An 18,257-nucleotide genomic window follows, 5' to 3' on the forward strand; every position below is an offset into this window, starting at 1 on the left:
TTAGGGACATTTTTTCGTAAGTGCAGGTTTACAAATAGCTTTTTAAAGTTATATCAAAATGTTGTCTAATGAGTGTTTTATCACTCATATAAAACTCCCACGCTTTTTCCGGTTCACCGATAATCTCAAAGGATTCCTCTGTAATATATAAAGCGCAATTATCCTCCAGTGCAATTCCTTCTATATTCCCTTGATGATTTTGTAAAAAGGAATGGAAGGCGTTCATTCTGTTTAATTGATTATAATGTGGACAAAATCTTTTATTAACAATACCCCATCCGTTACTCTCTATGTAACCAGAACCTTCATAATCTGATCGGATACTAGACGTGAACCAACACATAGCACCAGCGCTATAACCAGCAATAAGTGTTCCTTGTTGCAGAGCCAATAATAATTTTTCATCAAGTCTATGTTCTTTCCATTGCGTAAGCATGTGAATATAGTTTCCGCCACCTAGATAAATTAAATCGGCTGAATGAATCATCTCCTCTATTTCATACTTAGAAGGTGAATCTGTTGTAATGCGTAAAATTTGTACTTCACAATGTAATTGTTTTTCAAACGTGTCTAAAAATAATTTTATATAGCTTTCATCATCATGACTAGCCGTTGGAATAAACAATACTTTTGGATACTGTTTATTTGTTAATTCTATAAGGCGTTCATTAATAGGCAAGTGATTTGAATCTTGTAAATCACCGCCACCAATGACAGCTAATTTCATAGTAAAGCACCACCTAATCATTTTTGTTATATAAAAATTCGATAGAAGAGAGTTACATTCCTTCCGTAATGTAATCAATAATTAGAAAATATAGCTTAAGTATATCGGAATAGTAAAGAAACCACTGACTATATATACCAATGCATTAGAAACCATTCATTGATATATAATATTTCATACTAATGTTTCAAAATATGGAAAAAATATGTTTAAATAGATATAATGACGCATTCATTCATATTGAATTCATACTTATATTTTAAAAGGGTATCGGAAATAATAGCGATTTTCTAAAACAGTTTTTACTTTTAATAGGAAGTTGTATTACAATATGGTAAAATTATTTCAATATATTTATTTAATATGAAATACAAAGAAGGAGCGTGAAAAAAGTGGATTTTCGATTTGAATTTACAACGAAGCTGAAAGAATACTTAGACGATGAGAAGGATGAAAAAATAATAAAAGATGGACATAGAGATGTAATTTTTCACTATTTATATGCGTTAGAGACTGAAATTGGCGTTGTTAAAAATCCTAATTTTACTTTTTTTGCATCAGGAAGACGTTCACATATAGTGTTAGAAAACGTTGAATTTAAAACAGAAGTGAATGTGAAAAGTAATATAATCGAAATTGTAAAAATAGTGGATAATGTAGTTATTCCGTTAGATACTATCGTAGCGAAAGATCGGGAATTATTTGCCCTTGGGCGTAATGAGAAGTTTAGTGTACAAATATTAGAGCAGTATCTCTTTGATACATTTGGAGATAAGTTAGGCTTATAATGAATAGAATGATGTACGTATTTATAGGTACTGAATTTTAGTTTATATTACTCGCGTTTGACCTCTCATTTAATTTGTACTACAATTCGTAGTGTGAAAGGAGTCATACGATGTTTACGCAAAACTATAGGTTAAATGAGCAAGGATTAAATCATTTCTTTGGACCGCTTGAAGCGAAAATTATGGAGATTATTTGGTCTACTGAAGGTATTACTATTAAAGAAGTGCAGCAGAAATTAAGTGAAGAATCACCTGTGAATTTTAACACTGTTATGACAGTTATGAACAGGTTAGTAGAGAAATTACACTTAGAAAAACAGACTGTAAAAAGAAGTGGCATATATCGTGCTGTACAAACAAAAGAAGAATTCTTATCCAATCAAACGAAGAAAATGACACAGGAATTAGTGGGGGAATTTGGAGATTTAGTTGTAACTCATATGATAGATGAGCTAGAGCAGGCTGATCCGAATTTAATAAAAAAATTAGAAGACAAATTGAATCAGTTAAAAAAAGAGGATCGATGAAATGAAATGGCAAATGCGTAAAATCGTATTGTTAGCGCTCATTGTTAGTACCCTCTTTTTCAGCTTGTTATTGTATTATGTTACATATCCATTTCTCTTTCAAAACAAGGCATTCTTCCTTTCAAAGTTTTGCTTGTTTCAGTTAGAAAAACATATGAAAGAACTATCAATGGTTCGTATTATAGTAGCGGGGTTATTATTAATTACTGTATTGATTGTGTGTAAAAGAATTTGGCGGCAATTTTTCTATAGTAAAAAAGTACAAAAAGTACTTATCCCATTTATTAGAAAAGGAAAACAAATATATATACTGCCGACTGCGGAAGTTGCAGCGTTTACAATTGGATTATTCCGTCCGAAAGTTGTCATGTCGGAAGGTTTGCTTCAGACGTTTTCAGATGAAGAGATTGATGCGATTATTTTCCATGAAGAATATCATCAAAATAATTGGGATCCGCTAAAATTATTTTGTTTTACGTTATTAGCAGAAGGAATGATGTACATCCCGATATTAAAAGAATTGTTACAACGATATCATACGTATCAAGAGTTAGCAGCAGATAAATATGCGATGCAAAAAATGGAATCTTCATTTGAGTTAGGTAGCGCGTTATTAAAATTAATTAAAATAAAGACAATGGAGAATCGATGTGTTACAGCTTCATTTGCAAAAACAGCAATAAATTTACGAATCGAGCAAGTGTTAAATGAAAAGGTTGCTAAGCTTACTATTCCGTTACATACGAACTCGGTATATGTAACAATAGGGTTATTCTGTGTGTCGATTGTACTTATTGTTGGAGAGTGCATATAGCCTCTTTTTTTTAGGATAAACACTACTCATTGTAGTGTTTCAGGGGGAATAAAATGAATGCAGCAGATTTAACAATTTGGCTTGTGACTGGGGCGGGAGTATTGTCATTTATATCACCGTGCTCTTTACCGCTATATCCATCTTATTTATCTTATATTACAGGTGTGTCTATTCAAGATTTAAAAGAAAATCGTGGGATTATGCAAAAATCAGCGATTATACATACAGTATTTTTTATGATCGGATTTTCGGTTATATTTTACGCGTTAGGTTTATCGGTAAGTTGGATTGGAATAACATTTTCATCTAACCAAAAATTGATTCAACAAATTGGTGGGATTTTTATTGTTTTAATGGGGCTATTTATGACGGGCTTGTTTCAGCCTAAGTGGCTTATGGCAGAGAAAAAGGTGCAGTATAGAAGTAAATCGACTGGATTTATTCGCTCGATTTTAGTCGGTATGACATATGCAGCGGGTTGGACGCCATGTGTTGGACCGATATTTTTAGCTGTACTCATGCTTGGCGCGACGAATCCTGAAGGGGCACTTCTTTATATTACAGCGTATACTCTTGGGTTTGCGGTTCCATTTTTCGTGATGGCATTCTTTATTGGGAAGGTAAAATGGATTGTTACATATGCCAATGTCATGATGAAAATTGGCGGTGGAATGATGATTGTAACGGGTATTTTATTGTATACAAATCAAATGACGAAAATTACAGCATTCTTTATTCGACTATTCGGTGGATTTACAGGTTTTTAAAAATGAGGAGGAAGAAAAGTGAAGAAACTAATTGCTATTATACTAGTAGGTGCTCTCGTTTGGGCGGGGGTTAACTTTTATAATTCAAAGAAAGAAGAAAAGGAAAGAAAAGCAAAGCAAGCAGAGTTACAGGAGAAAGAAGTATTACCACAAGTCGGTTTTAAAGCACCTAGCATCACATTAAAAGGATTAGACGGAAAGTTGCAGTCGTTAAATGATGCTAAGGGAAAACCATATATTATTAATTTTTGGGCATCATGGTGTGGGCCGTGTGAAATGGAGGCACCTGATTTAGTTCATATGTATGATAAATATAAAAAGGATGTTGAAATTTTTGCGGTGAATGCAACTGTTAGTGACCCAGTACAAGAAGCAAGCGCATTTGCTAATCGCTATGGGTTTGAGTTTCCTGTTCTATTAGATATGGACGGAGTAGCTGGACTAGATTATAAAGTATTCTCTTTACCGACGACATTTTTTGTTAATAAAGATGGAATTATAGTAGATCATGTACGAGGTGTATTACCACCAGATCAATTAGAAAAGAAATTTAAGAAATTAATTGAGAGTTAAGAGCGGATTTTTCTATGGGGAAAATTAGAGTCACTAACAATGTAGAATTTAAGAACGAGGTAGTAGATTTATATTTAAAAGAAGGGATGAGATATAGTAATTGAGTCTTTTTTGTTTGACATGTTTACGTTTTTTTATAACAAACGTTCTGTAATTGCATACTTGGCCTATATGTAGGTGTACCTATAAAATGGTGATTATTAACAATATATTGTTAATATCCGAACATCAAAGAGTTAAGTGAAACACTAAACTCACGACTTTTGAAGGCATCTGCAAAGGGTATAGCTAAATTAATTAGTGAAACACAAGCTGAAGCAGAAGAGGCTGTAGTTTCAATGCAAAAGAGCTCAAAAGAAGTCGAATCAGGAATAACTCCTGTTCAAAGTAGTGGTGCTTTCTTCGAAAAAATTTCAAAATCTGCACAAGCTGTTACAAATCAAATTAAAGCGACTTCGAGTAATTCAAGTGATATTTTTAAAAATAGTCAAACTATAATTCAGATTGTAAATGAATTATCACATATTGCCAATACATATGTGGATAGCAGTAGTAATGTAGAGACTAGTATGAAAGAACAAGAAGTATATGTACAAGAGATTGCAGAACTAGCAACATCATTAAGTGGGCTATCACAAGAGTTACAAGAATTAATTGGAGAGTTTAAAATTCAATAAGGATTATATTGATTCATTTGAAAAACCTTTTTTAATTGGAATGTATTAATGTAAATCACACGCTTACTTAAATAAATATAAATTTTGCATATTTAATTGGAAATAGAGCATGATATTACCAATTAAATGGAGGTGTGTTAGAAATGCAAATTCGAGAAAATAATAATTCAAACGAGATTTTGGTAGCGGCGGCAGCAAGTGCAATTGAGCAAATGAAGTATGAAATTGCTCAGGAGTTTGGCGTTACACTTGGACCAGATTCAACTTCACGAGCAAATGGTTCAGTAGGTGGAGAGATTACGAAACGTTTAGTTCGTATGGCGCAAGAGCGGTTATCTGGTCAATATAAACTTCACTAAAGTTAAAGGTATATCCTATTGAAGGGATATACCTTTTTAATTTGTTTTTAAAGAGGATCGTTAAATTTTTTATTGTTGGTTAAGTTTAGAAACTGCGAATAGAGCTGTGAAATTCATTTTCTTCATGTAAGAAGAATTTACTCCTGCTTGAAATTGAACAGAAATATTACCGTCTTTTTGTGCTTTGAATACGCGACCATATGGTGAATTAGCATTGTATGTGCCAATTACTTGATTATCTGCATCAAAGACTGTATAAGAAATTGGAAACCCGGAATTTTGTACAAAGACAGTAAGTTCTTCCCCTTTATTAAGATTAAATGATTCTTTTTGGGAAACTTCATAGGAACTCATAGAGTAGTATTTTGTAACTTCTTGAATTTCTAAATTTATAGTTGCTGCACTTGCTTTTGATGCCTCTACTCCTGATAAATTCATACCTGATAGTACTATAATTCCTAGTGCCCCTGCTAAAATAGCTTTTTTCATAATGTTAGTGCCTCCTTTAATATATTTTGAGATTTGAAAAGGAAGTAAAAATACCACTTCTTGAAACCATTATAGTTACAATGAGAATGATTTTCGATATGGCTTGATATGTAATTCTGCATACATAAGGTGGCGATATAAGATAATCTATTTGAGATTTTGAATATTCTTAGAAGAAGAGGAGGACAAATTTTTAAAACTATGAATGGACTTGTAGCTGTTTTTTTTACATACGTTGGTTTTATAGTGAATATTTCGTTGAGTTTATTTTTGTATGGAGGGGGTATTACAGTTGATTGATTACTATTCCAAAAATGTAAATAATATCTATTAGTGGAATTGGATTTGTATTATAATTCACTAAATGAACTATTATTGTTCGTTTCATTTCTTGATGAATGAATGTATGTATGCTCTTTCTTAATTGTAAATATGTTCGATTTTATTGGTGAAGAGGGGAGATATCCCTCTTCTTTTTTTATGGGATTTTTGGGAATGAACTGAAAAAGAACCCTATAGGGTTCTTTTTCTAGGCATATTAACAGTAAGGAGAGTATTGAAATGCTAATTTCAAATTTTTATTAGGAGAATAATTTGAAAAAGCTTATCATGTTATTATTTTTACATATATGTAATATAAAGTGAATTGATAATATGTAGATTCACTATTACTAATATTCAATTAAGATAGTTAGCACTATTTTAATAGTGTTAACTATCTTAATTGGTGTGGAATGTGATAGAAAGCATAAATTTACCGCAAACTTATACTTTCAGGGTTTGAAGAATATTCTTAATATGAATTTTAAAGAAAATACAAAATTTTACTAGACGTGAGAAAAAAGGAACTGAAAATATTCTTTAAAATAAGATATATTTTGGTCAAAAAATTAGAGGACACCAATTCATTAAAGCGATAAAAAAACGTTTTAATGAATTGGTGTCCGTTTTGTTTTAAAAAGAGAATATATTTTCTCATTTCCTCCATTTTAGATATGTCTTTTTAGGATTTCAAATCTTACCTTTTCATCAAATTTATCTGCAATGTATATTACAGTTCCGGCAAGATATTTTAGTCCATAAGCTACGGGTGTCATCCAAAGTTTATTTAGAAAAGAAAGATCTTTAATTCGGTGCTTACTTGAAAAGAAAATCATATTGTTCACTCCATTTCTAAAGGTAATCGATACTTTAATAGTCGTCTTATTTATTGTTTTAGTTGCGTAAACAAGGTAAGGTACAAAATGTACTTTGCTATTTTGAGCAATTTCTTAGTTTGGAAATTTGTATAGAGATAGAAATAATAGGAATATTAAATAAACCCTACTAAAGTTTAGTAGGGTTAAGTAGATAAAGATGTGTAATGGATAATTTAGGAAATAAACGACATAAACTGTGCTTCTTAATTTTTTTGTGTAAGACTTTTAACAAATAACGTTAAATAGTATGAGGAAGAACCAACTAAAATAGCAAATGGTATTAGAATAATATCAATACCATTTACAATTACATAACCAAAAAATCCAGTCCAAAAGCCATTACAAAAAGAACAGTCTAAAAAAATTTCAAACAATTCATGAATACTGCGTAATCTTTCACGTGTGTACTGAAATTTTATTTCAAATAAAAATGCGCGTACCCCTAAGGATATAAATAGCAACAGGCTTATACTTATATCTAAATTCATTTTCTCACCTCCAATTCCTATTTAAAAGTCGTAATAAGTTGTTAGAAAGTTGAGGGTTACAAAATAATTAATATTTAGCCGGGATATTTATTAAATCATATGAAGGATAGTTACTTCAGTAAAAGCCAATTTAATAAAATGAATTAAAGTATATTTTTTTCTATAGATATGGCCCAATGAATAAAATCTAATCTATTAACCTTAACTTTTCTGGCTCTATAGACCATATGATGGAGTCCCTCTAAATCAACTAAAATATAGCGTTGAGGGTTAATATCCTGATTAAAGGTAATTACAGCACTGTATTTAGATCGATTGTCCATATTTTCGATTAAGCTATAAGGATTTTTTATTCCAATCGCATTTTTTCCTATATCGTATCCAACAAATAAGAATTGATTACTTGTAGTAAGAACGACTCTTATCTGTTTATCATTGTATAAAAATGAAAAATATTTTTTTATATCAGTAGCATTTAAATTTCTATCTTTATGTAAATTCAAGATATCACCTCACTGTAGTTATCGAGATTTAAGTAACTATAGTTGCAAGTGAATTTTAAAGAGACTTATTAGTTTAAAGGTTGTTGCTGAATCACAAAGTATAAATTGCAGCATTTAATTTAAAGGTAAAAGCTGAATCAACCATATTAAAGCTAAATAATATTATTAATAAATTATTATCTATTATTTAATAATGATTATTTGATATAAAAATAGATTCAATGCTATCTCATTTTAGAAACTAAAAATATTTAAAACCATTATTTTTATATTGAATTCCATCAATTTCAAAGTGGATTTAATTATTTAGTGTAATTTATAAACAAATTCAGAGAAATAAATCGTTTACATGTTTTATGTTAAATGACAAATACTTCTTTTAATAGAATTGCTAATTTGTTAATTGAAGAATAAATAAGAAAATCTTTGATCACGTCAATTCAATAGTTAAGAATGTACGTGAGTGTTTAATAGAATCTAAGTTTAAAAATCAATTTCGTTAAGAGTAATTATGGGGTGAGATAGAGTTTGACTAAATTTATTCTAAGTGATGTTAAATTTTCATTGTGATTTTCTTATATTGTTACTGCAAATACTTACAAGAGGGTTTGATGAGTTGTTCTTTCCACGTATCATTGATGTTTATGCTTGCATATATAAGACATTGAGAGAAGATAGTGTAATACGTAAATGTATGGGTCTTAATAATATTACAGTAGATATGGAAAATGATATGCACATACAAAAGCGTATGTCTCCTAAAGAGGCACTAAATAAACAAATTCCTTTAATTGTATTTTACAATTCATTTGTTCAAAAGGAACGGAACAATAATATTCATGTGGTAACATTTGACTTCGATATTTACACAAATGATGGTGTGGAATTGGCATTAGACCTTGCAGATAGAATAAATCAATTATTCGATAATCAATCTCTGCGGTTATTTAAAGGAGTATTTTTCAAGGGTCAGTATGTAGGATTTGCAGAGGTTGCAAGTGAAATAGAACACTCTTATAAGTATTTCACTAGATTTGAATTTATTTTTGAAATTGAGGGGTGTAGTTAATGTCACAATTTGACAAGTTTAACAGTAAAAATAAGAAAATGATTATTAAAGGTGCAGGTAAATTTATGGCTAAAATTCCAGGGTGTGATGAATTAATTACACTAGGTCACATGGCGAATATGCGTCTTGATGTGCAGTTGGATATGGTTGATATTGAAGGGGGAGACTCTTCAGCACCTATTGATACTTTACTACGTAAAAAGGTAATTGATATTACTGCAGAGGATGCAAAATTTGATTTAAACATGGTACGTCTTGTGTTAGGGGCAAAACTTCGAGAAGGAGTTAGCGGATTAGCCTATGAATTGAAAAATGAAACAGTAACAATTGCTGGTGATACTGAACCTGTTTCTATTAAATTATCTAGTCCAGTATTAACAGGTAGCGGAGCACCTAAAGTACAAATTTTCAACCAAGTTGCAGGTTCATTTGTACCAGAATCAGCAATTACAGTAAATGGATCAGCAGTAACACTAAAAGGTGGTGCGGTTGAAGGTGATACTGTAGTAGTTTATTATCCTGTAGCGTCATCTTCTATCGATCCTGATGGTTTTGTATGGGTATTAGAAGAACGTCATGATGTTAAAGGTGGACTAGTAACTCTTAAGAATCCTCTATTTGGTGGATCTTTAGGTTCAGCTTCTTCTAAGACAGAGCATGTATCTGTAAGATTAGTAAAAGAGAATAAATTACTTAAGAAAGTAACAACTAATCCTGCAAAAGGTGAGTATACAATTGATCCTTCTACAGGGGAGATTAAGTTTAATGATTATCTTGAAGGAGAGCAAATTTATGTGAACTACAAACGACCAGAAGTTGTAGATGTAATGGCAATTGGTTCTCGTGATTTTCCTCTTACAGTATCTGTTGTTCATGATGGACATTTTGAACAAATGGATGGTAGCATTCAAGGATTCCAAGTTGAATTGTATTCTTGCCGAGTGAAATCTAATTTTACATTAGACACAGCACGACAAACAGCAGCGACTCATAGTATTACACTTACAGTTATTGATGGGGAACGTACAGACAGTCGTTTAGGTTCTATTAAGCGTTATCAAATTGAAAAAAATGGCGATGTTTGTTAATTAGAGAGGAGGATACTAATGTATCCTCTTTTTTTATTAATTCATTTTTAAAACTTTAGATAAGGGTGAGAATGGATTATAAAAAATATCTATCACTTAAACCTTTTTTCATAAGGTTGTTACATTTAACACATAAATTCTTATATTAGTTACGAGGTCGTTTAGGTGATCCCCTTCCTTGCGTCCTCTATAAATTTATTAAGGGGTAATAGAGTAATATAGGGGGAGATTAAATGAGTGAACGTAATTTAGCAATTCCAAGTAGAGAAGAAGCTATTGAGGAACCTACTCTTGTAGAGGAAGCAGAGAAAAAGGTTGAACAGCAAGAACCTAATAAACAAGAGGAAGTAAAGTTAACTAAGCAGGAATCAGAGTTTATTGAAAAAGTATTCTTCGAAGAGGATGAAAAGGTAACATTACGTGATGGAAAAACCTATGCTATCCCTCCTTTAGGATTAAAAGATGCTAAAAACCTAATGAAAAAGTTGAATACAATTGATACAGGTGTCATTATTGCTAATTTAATTGCAGATGAAACAGGTAATGATAGTTATGATGAACTATTAGAGGTCCTATTGATGGGCTTTAAACCGTATTATAAAGAAATTTCAGCTCAGTATTTAGGGGATTATATTGATATTGTAACAGCTAAAGAAATTATAGATATTATGATTGGACTTAATGGCTTAAAAAAGTCTTTATAGACTCTGAGGAAGAAGAAAAAGAATATGACGAAAATGCCTACGTTGATTGGGCAGAAATTTTCTTTAACTTAGGTCACTACCTGGGGATGAAAAAACAGGATATATGGGATTTGACATTACCTCAGTTAAACTATTACTTAAAGAAATGCCATAAGCATATAGAGTTTACAGTTAAGGTACATTCAATGTCCTTCACTGGGTTATTTGGGGGCGGTTCAGCTCAAGCTACCGAACAGGATAATCTAAAACATAGTGATGGAAAAGAAGTAATTGACGGATATGAGGTTGCAAATGCTGATGACATGGAGTGGTTAGCAGGTATTCTCTAATAAATAATCCTGCCCTTCCTTTTTATTTGAGGATAGGGCGGGATTTTATTATGTAAAAGGAAGGTGAAATAAGTGACAGTCAATAATCAAAATATTGGTGCTACTATTGCACTAGAGTTTGATAAGTCAATAAAAAATATGAAAGAGTTTGGAGTACAGTTGGAACAGCTAGATCATCGTTTTGGTAGTATAGAAAAACGTATAGATACTATGAAAAGCTCTTTATCTTCGTTATCGGCTCAGACATCTAAGGCAGCGGGAAGTAACCTTAGAGCAAAACTTGAGCAAGAATTAAATAATATCGTCCAGGCAAATGGTATTACTTTATCTTCAGTTGGGACAGCACCTTTAAGTATTAAACAAGAAACCGTTCAACAATTGATGTCTAAAGTAGATAAAGAGTTAAATAAAACGATTGTAAAGATGATCAAAAATATAAACATTAATATGGATTCTGCTATGAATAATAGCGTAGTACCAGTTGGAAAAGATGAATTTAATAAAATTAATAAAGAAATTTCTAAGTTAATTAGTAATCAAATTAAACAATTAGTAAATTCCATTCGCGAAAATGGGGGGGATTTAGTAAATGCAGATAACTTGAGTGGACTTAAATTAGATATTTCTAAGGGAACGGTTAAGCAAATTTTAGTAAGTATTAAAAATCAATTAAAACCTATTTTACTGAACCCTGAGGTTGCTATTGAAGGACAGACATTCACAATTTCATCGAAAGATTTATCTGAATTAACGAAAAAAGTAAGAGGGAAAATAAAAGATTCTATAAAATTTGATTTCGAGGGTGTTATTAGCGAAGAGAATAGCATTGATAGCGAGATTATAAAAACAGCTAAGCGTATTGATAGTTTAATAGAAAATTATATAAAAGGCATACGAGGAGGGCTGCAAAAGATTGATCTCAAATCTGTAGAAGTACCTATGAAAAATATATCTAAACAACTTCAAAGGTATATTGCAAATGATTTAGGTGTTTCTCCAGCCGAGTTAGCTCATACTTTTCATTCTGTGGATAGAGGATCTCTAAGAGGATATGCTTTAAAAAGGCAGTTTGAGGGTATGGAAAATACAATTAATAAAAAATTAACTGCAGGAACAAATAAAATAATGATGTCAATGAAACAATCAGTAAGAGCTGTGGACTTTGAACCTCATTCTAATATTACGCAATATTTAACTAGTGAAATTAACAAGCTGAATAAGCAAATTATTAAAAAAATCAAGGAGTCCGTTGATAAGCAGTTTGCACATATAAGAAATGAAATTCTAGAAATTAATACTAACCCTCAAAAGGCGAATAGTAATAGACAGTTAAGCTTTATTGCAGGAAATAGTGCTAATACTTTAAATAACTCAAGTGGATCAAATCATAGTAATACAAATAAAAATAATAGCGATTCTAGTACAAGTAAATCCACAAAACAAGACAATCCTTTTGACGGGTTTGGAATGGCTGGAGCGGTTACCAAACAAGTTAGGAGCCTTGCTTCGGGCTCAATGCTAGATCCGATGGCTGCAATATCTAAGGCAATGGAAACCTTTAAAATTGCTCAGTTAGAACAGTTAAAGATTACACAAAACTTCTCTTTGAAACCAGAATATAAAAACAAAAATGGAAATACAGATTGGTTAAAATTAGATAATGATACTGGAAATCTAATGAATAATGTACGTGATTTATCCACTCTTTACGGTATTGATTATGAAAGAATGTCTAAGGTAGCTGGTATAGCATCAAATGTAACAGGAGATAAACAATCTGCACGACAATTTGTTGATCAAGCTTCTAAGGTTTATCGCTTAGATAACAAATCAGACTTAGTTGAAACAATTGCTCCAGGATTACAGACAATTATGGCACAGTTTAAATTATCTGTCTGGGAGTTGGATGGAGTAGTTAACTCTTTTGCTGTTGCTACGAGTCAAACTAAAGCGAACAGTGAAGATGTTATGAAGGCTATGTCAAAATCGGGTACAGCACTCCATTCAGTGGGAGTGAATGCAGAAGATGCTGTGACATTAAATGCTTTAGCTATTCAAACTTCAGGAGAAACAGGGGAGAATGCAGGTGCAGCCATAAAAACGATTGCAGAGCGTATTACTTTACCATCTGTTTCTAAACAATTAGAAAATTATGGTGTAAAGGTATTTGAAAAAAATGAGAGTGGTATGAAAGTACGTCGGAATTTCATTGATATCCTATCAGACACCGCGAAAGCAAGCAAAAATAAATATATTGGAGAAGATAAAGTAAAATCCATTCTGTATGGAGAAGGTGGGGCAAATCAGCCACCAAAACTGATGTCCTTTTTAGAGACCATGCATAAAGAAGGGATAAATAACAGTAAGGATTTATCGTATTGGAAAATTAAGCAAGAAATTAATGAATTTAAAAAAGATCCTGCACGTCTTCAAGAAATGATGGCTGTGACAATGAAATCACCTTCTGTGACAATGGAACGAGCTGGGGTATCTGTTAATAACGCATTAGTGTCAGTATTAGATGCGCTAAATCCAGAGGTACAAACTTTAGCAAAAATTATTACAAACTTAGCCCAGGGAATGAAGGAACATGCAGGGCTATTTGCACAGTTAATTACGATTTTAGGTAATGCCTTGGTAGGTTTTGGTGCTATTCATGGAGTAAAACGATTAGGTCAATTGAGTAATTATGAAGAGTATTACAAGAAAGCCAATATGGAAAATAAATTCTTTGGTGGTACATCTCTAACAAATCGTAAAGAGGACGGAGCGGTAGGTTTTTTAAATGATCATGTTTTGGGAGAGAGCCAAAATTTACGTAATCAAGTAAATAACAAAAAATTCTACCGTGCGGCTATGAAAAATGATACGTTAAAAGGTTATTTTGAAGAATTAGCAAATTTAAAAGAGGATAGAAAGAATGAGATAAAAGAATATGTAAAAGATCATGGTGGAAAAGCTGAAAATATGGCCGATTTTCTTAGCATCATGGATGAATCTAAAGGCTATTATAAAGGTGAAAAGAAAGAATTAACAGCTGATGAATTACATACTCGTTCAGCCTATAATGCTCGCAACCTTACCCAAAGTAAATTATTAACAGACGTTTTTACTACAAATTTCTCAGAGCATTTAGTCAATACCTTATCAAATAGAACTAACTTTGACAGTATGAATGAGAATCAAAAATCAACAGCTGGTCGTTTGGCTCAAATGGATGATCAAAAACGTATTGGATTTGAGACCTATCTAGATCAAAACTATCAAAGTGTAGGCAAATCAATAAATAATATGGATGGACTTAATAAGGCACTCGATGAATATGAGGCTAATAACCGTAAGGTTACTATACAAACAAGACAAAGTACCACTGCGTATAGAGATTTATCGAGTGCTGTAAAAAAAGTGGCTGATGAAGCTGAAGGTGCATCTAAAAATAGAATGAAGGGATTTCTTGATTTTCTTGACACTATTCCTCAACGTGCAAAAGGTGCTGGTGGTGCAATTGTAGGATTAGCACGTAGCATGGGCCGTTTTGTAAAACAAATAGCGGTTGCCATGGCTGTGGGTGACGTTATATCAAATAGTGCTGAAACTCTAGGGTTAACGGCAAACCAGGAAAAAATACGTGATTACCAGATTAAAACTACAGGGGCCGCAGATGCTTATGTTAAAAATGAAGAAGGTAATAGTTGGTATGGAAATATTTTACGAAAAGGAGGATTGGCTTGGAATGGATTAGTAAATTTAGCATCGCCGGGACATCCTGAATTAGATATTACAGATGTAGAGGGGTTTGAAGGAAACTTTAAAAATTGGATGAAGAAAGAATATGGAACATCAGATTGGAATGAAGCTTTAGGAAAAGAGAATGAGAAAAGGGCAAATGATGCAAAATCTAAAGGTCAAGATGGGAATTATTCAAAAGCATCTTTAACAGATTTAACACAATCGTATTTAAATCAATCTGGAATGTATGCTAAGAAGCAGCAATTGGAAAAAGAAGAGTTTATAGATCAATATACGAAAGCAGCCATCTCTGAATCAGAGCAGAATATGCGAAGGGATGATGCAGAAAAAGCTCGTAAAGCCCGGGAAAATAAAATGTTAGGTGAGGGTCAATATGATTCCTTTTCTTATGATGATTTAAAATCTCGTATTCAAGAGAGCCAGAAAGTTGCTAATAATAAGGGAGAACTTAACTTAATTACCGCCCTTTTAGATGGTGTGAAAGCTGACTCAAAAGAGTATATGAAACTTAGATTACAAGTAATTCAACAAGAGCGCGAAGCTTACAAAAAAGAGATGGACGAGCTTCATAATTTTACTCAACAGCGAGAAGTTGAGTTGGAATATTTAGAAAAAAATGGAAAAAGATATACTGAGGATCCAGAAACTAAAGAAAGAATAGAGACGGATGATTATAAAAAAATTAAAGAATCTGTTGAAAGAAGTAAGGACAAAGAAAAGAAATTAAAAGCTGATTTTGATCTAGAATATAAGAAAAAACAAATTGAAGCACAACGTATTAAAACAGAATTTTATGTTAACGACACTCAGAAAGGGTTTTCTAGAGCTCAGGCTAAGAAACAGTATAAGGATACATTAAATGCTATTAGTATGAACACAGAGAGCCCTACTTATATTGATTCGCAAATTGTTTCAAGCCAATCTATGATTGGAGAAATGAAAAGTAAACTGGCAAATCTGCAATCCCAACAGTTAGCAGATCCAGATGGTCAGTTACAAGATACTATTCAAGGATTGAGTCAACAAATCGCAAGTGCTGAATTAGAAGTTAAAAATTTAAGGATACAAAGGCTTACAGCTTGGAGACATGATTTCGGTAATAATATGGATGATTTGGAAATTAAGTACATGCAGGAACGTGTGAACTTTGGACCAAGTATAGGAGATGATAGTTTCTTAGCACGTGACCTAAGAGTAAGAGAATTACAAGATCGTAAATCACTTATAGATAAGACCTTAGCGGTAAGAATTGCAGAGCGAAATAGTGGTAAGTTTGAAGAAGGTTCATCTGAATACGAACAAATCATGAAAGATATTCGAGAATTGACAAAGCAATCTTTACAAGCACAGATTGGTATCCACCAAGAGTTAAGAGCACAAATGGGTGGAACGTTTAATCTTCCTGAAGGCGTACAGGTTATGTCTCAGTATGATTATCTAACAAGTAAAGGTACACATTCAAACTTTAGTGTTCAATCAGGAGATATGTATGTCAATATTACTTTACCTAATGTAACTGGACAAACTTCTAGTCAACAGTTAGCGAATCTTGGAATGAATTTAGGAAAAGGGTTAGCACAAGGTAGAACAACACCACTACGAAATCAGTTAAATTCAGCCCCTTGGGGATATCCAACATTCTAATTACAAAACCCCATCTAATTATTAGGTGGGGTTTCTTATAATACTAAGGGGTGATTAAATGGCACAACAAAAACCAAGTAAATCTAATGATGATGTATTTAAACGTAAATTATTTTATGATAACGGGATTCGTTTTGTACAAGTAAGGGGGCGTATGACTGGCGATTATAAGCCACCAACACCAGTATTAAAATCCCATATAAACGAAAATATTCAATCTTCTGCAGGATTGGTAGGGAAAGGGACTTCTCATTATTCTACTACCATTCAATTTTTATTTGCGAGCAAAGAGGAATTTGCAGATTGGCTGCAGTTTATTGGTGCAGAACACAAATACTATGATGAAAAAGGCACAATTTATTTAGGGATTGTTAATGGTGATTTAGATATTAAAACAGCAGAATTTGAGACGAAATATATCATTACTGTAAACCTTATGTTAATTCGAAAACAAGATTTCGAATATCGTCATCAATATCCTTTTATAGATATTGAAAATCATTGGGCGCAAACGTATATAGATGAAATGCAAAAAAGGGGCCTTGTCACTACTTATGCTAGTGATGGAACACCTGTACAATATTTTCAACCTGAAGTTTGGATTACAAGGGCTCAAACGGCATCCTATATGACAAGGACTTTTAAATACATCGAAAAGATATTGAGGGGGTATTAAAAATGCCAAAGCGATGGTTAGATGTGGGTCCAAAGGATTGGTTTTATCGCGCAGTATTAGAAACAGATAATATGTTTATTGATGCAAAAAAAGAAGAAACCTTATTTAGTGGAAAAACCTATAACCAATTTATTGGTGGCAAGTCACGTCAGGTTCATAATTTTACTTCCACAGAGGGACAAACCAAGTTTGAAGTAAGTGGATATAAACCTGATTCTAGGGAAATGGTGTTTGTTTATATTGATGGGGTGCCTACACTTCCATCTAAACTTGAGGATAATTTTATACATATTGGTTACCCGTTAACCAATGGAAGAGAAGTTAGTATTCTTTTATCTGGTGTAGTGGAAATGCATGAAGGAGATCATACACCTGAAAACTGTCAGATTTATCCTTTGATGAGCGGATGCTCATTAGCATATCCGGCAAAAAAGTTAGAAAAAGCAAATAATTACGTATTTGATATCACTTACTCTTTAAATGAAATAGCAGTTTGCATGAACAAGAAGTTAAAGAGAATACATGTAGATGTAAATGAAGATGAATCCATACAAGATGCGCTTACAAGAACCTTAGGATTTAAACGAGACTGTTTTACTATAATTAATGGATATCTTTATGTATCTTATAATTTAAATCAATTTCCTATTTATGTAAATTATAATTATCAAAAGGGTGCTCAAATCAAAAATAGGCAGGGAGAAAAAGTTGTCCCTATGTCAAGTTGCGCACTCTATAATGATAGATTCTTTCCTGATATAACGATATATAGAGGAGAGTTTTTTACTTTGTTACAACGTTTTAGAATGAATATTTATAATCGATATACAGATAGAGGATATGTGAATAACACAATTAAGCAAACAGAGAGATACATTAAAGATAAAGATAAGATTGTAGGAAAATGGTATGCCGAATCAGTCTTAAATATATTAGATGAAAAATTTAATGATGGTTGTTATGTATTTCCACTTTACGCAGATGATTCCTTTCAACCTGAGGTATGTGTAACTAGAGCTGAAGCAATTGTATATTTACATAGATTTACAGAATGGGCACTAGAAAGATTTAGATAGGGGGGAATAA

General features: G+C 32.3%; 17 protein-coding genes and 1 pseudogene. 14 read left to right on the forward strand and 4 right to left on the reverse strand.

Annotated features, from left to right (window positions below):
- Window positions 1-28: 28 nt before the first annotated feature.
- Window positions 29-727, reverse strand: coding sequence for a peptidase E (locus BM089_RS04235; protein ID WP_000762121.1), 699 nt, complete (start codon window positions 725-727; stop codon window positions 29-31).
- A 392-nt stretch (window positions 728-1,119) separates the two neighbouring features.
- Here BM089_RS04235 and BM089_RS04240 point away from each other — a divergent pair, with 392 nt between their 5' ends.
- The 7 genes and pseudogenes from BM089_RS04240 (at window position 1,120) to BM089_RS04270 (ending at window position 5,232) form a co-directional block, all read left to right on the forward strand.
- Window positions 1,120-1,515: a DUF3942 family protein gene (locus BM089_RS04240; RefSeq protein WP_016109724.1), complete on the forward strand. Its 396-nt coding sequence runs from the start codon at window positions 1,120-1,122 to the stop codon at window positions 1,513-1,515.
- Between the two features lie 110 nt (window positions 1,516-1,625).
- Window positions 1,626-2,042 (forward strand): BlaI/MecI/CopY family transcriptional regulator, encoded by a 417-nt coding sequence (locus BM089_RS04245; protein ID WP_044584297.1) that lies wholly within the window; start codon window positions 1,626-1,628, stop codon window positions 2,040-2,042.
- 1 nt (window position 2,043) lies between these two features.
- On the forward strand, window positions 2,044-2,856 hold the full coding sequence (locus tag BM089_RS04250; protein WP_000871931.1) for a M56 family metallopeptidase: 813 nt from the start codon (window positions 2,044-2,046) through the stop codon (window positions 2,854-2,856).
- Window positions 2,857-2,909: 53 nt separating this feature from the next.
- On the forward strand, window positions 2,910-3,623 hold the full coding sequence (gene ccdA / locus BM089_RS04255; RefSeq protein ID WP_090976047.1) for a cytochrome c-type biogenesis protein CcdA: 714 nt from the start codon (window positions 2,910-2,912) through the stop codon (window positions 3,621-3,623).
- Window positions 3,624-3,641: 18 nt separating this feature from the next.
- Entirely contained in the window at window positions 3,642-4,196 is a 555-nt protein-coding gene (locus tag BM089_RS04260) for a TlpA family protein disulfide reductase (RefSeq protein WP_000733188.1), read from the forward strand.
- Between the two features lie 266 nt (window positions 4,197-4,462).
- A pseudogene (locus BM089_RS04265) lies at window positions 4,463-4,873 on the forward strand (chemotaxis protein); the annotation flags it as partial.
- 143 nt (window positions 4,874-5,016) lie between these two features.
- Window positions 5,017-5,232, forward strand: coding sequence for an alpha/beta-type small acid-soluble spore protein (locus tag BM089_RS04270; protein ID WP_046945468.1), 216 nt, complete (start codon window positions 5,017-5,019; stop codon window positions 5,230-5,232).
- A 69-nt stretch (window positions 5,233-5,301) separates the two neighbouring features.
- Here the strand turns inward: BM089_RS04270 and BM089_RS04275 are convergent, their stop codons facing one another.
- The 3 genes from BM089_RS04275 to BM089_RS04285 form a co-directional block, all read right to left on the reverse strand.
- The gene (locus BM089_RS04275) at window positions 5,302-5,721 is read right to left on the reverse strand and encodes a hypothetical protein (RefSeq protein WP_090976051.1); all 420 of its coding nucleotides are present in this window, start codon (window positions 5,719-5,721) and stop codon (window positions 5,302-5,304) included.
- Between the two features lie 1,402 nt (window positions 5,722-7,123).
- The gene (locus BM089_RS04280; protein ID WP_044584300.1) at window positions 7,124-7,408 is read right to left on the reverse strand and encodes a hypothetical protein; all 285 of its coding nucleotides are present in this window, start codon (window positions 7,406-7,408) and stop codon (window positions 7,124-7,126) included.
- Between the two features lie 143 nt (window positions 7,409-7,551).
- A complete protein-coding gene (locus BM089_RS04285; RefSeq protein ID WP_044584301.1) occupies window positions 7,552-7,911 on the reverse strand; it encodes a BRO-N domain-containing protein in 360 nt (119 codons plus the stop codon).
- 616 nt (window positions 7,912-8,527) lie between these two features.
- On the opposite strand from BM089_RS04285, the gene BM089_RS04290 reads away from it, so the two are divergent.
- From BM089_RS04290 to BM089_RS04320, 7 genes are all read left to right on the forward strand, one after another.
- The gene (locus BM089_RS04290) at window positions 8,528-8,980 is read left to right on the forward strand and encodes a hypothetical protein (protein WP_090976052.1); all 453 of its coding nucleotides are present in this window, start codon (window positions 8,528-8,530) and stop codon (window positions 8,978-8,980) included.
- Window positions 8,980-10,068 carry a hypothetical protein gene (locus BM089_RS04295; RefSeq protein ID WP_090976054.1) on the forward strand — a complete coding sequence of 363 codons (1,089 nt, stop codon included), beginning with the start codon at window positions 8,980-8,982 and terminating at the stop codon, window positions 10,066-10,068. Before BM089_RS04290 ends, BM089_RS04295 begins: the two co-directional genes overlap by 1 nt.
- 233 nt (window positions 10,069-10,301) lie before the next feature.
- Window positions 10,302-10,772: a DNA polymerase III subunit gamma/tau gene (locus tag BM089_RS04300; RefSeq protein WP_090976056.1), complete on the forward strand. Its 471-nt coding sequence runs from the start codon at window positions 10,302-10,304 to the stop codon at window positions 10,770-10,772.
- Window positions 10,773-10,882: 110 nt separating this feature from the next.
- Window positions 10,883-11,101 (forward strand): hypothetical protein, encoded by a 219-nt coding sequence (locus BM089_RS04305; RefSeq protein WP_238143102.1) that lies wholly within the window; start codon window positions 10,883-10,885, stop codon window positions 11,099-11,101.
- Between the two features lie 72 nt (window positions 11,102-11,173).
- On the forward strand, window positions 11,174-16,495 hold the full coding sequence (locus BM089_RS04310; protein ID WP_090976058.1) for a phage tail tape measure protein: 5,322 nt from the start codon (window positions 11,174-11,176) through the stop codon (window positions 16,493-16,495).
- 58 nt (window positions 16,496-16,553) lie between these two features.
- On the forward strand, window positions 16,554-17,171 hold the full coding sequence (locus tag BM089_RS04315) for an S-layer homology domain-containing protein (RefSeq protein ID WP_000068594.1): 618 nt from the start codon (window positions 16,554-16,556) through the stop codon (window positions 17,169-17,171).
- Window positions 17,172-17,173: 2 nt separating this feature from the next.
- Entirely contained in the window at window positions 17,174-18,247 is a 1,074-nt protein-coding gene (locus tag BM089_RS04320; RefSeq protein WP_001126627.1) for a hypothetical protein, read from the forward strand.
- The last annotated feature ends 10 nt before the right edge of the window (window positions 18,248-18,257 follow it).

This window comes from Bacillus sp. 5mfcol3.1, from assembly GCF_900114335.1.
GTDB classification, from domain to species: Bacteria; Bacillota; Bacilli; order Bacillales; family Bacillaceae_G; genus Bacillus_A; species Bacillus_A thuringiensis_S.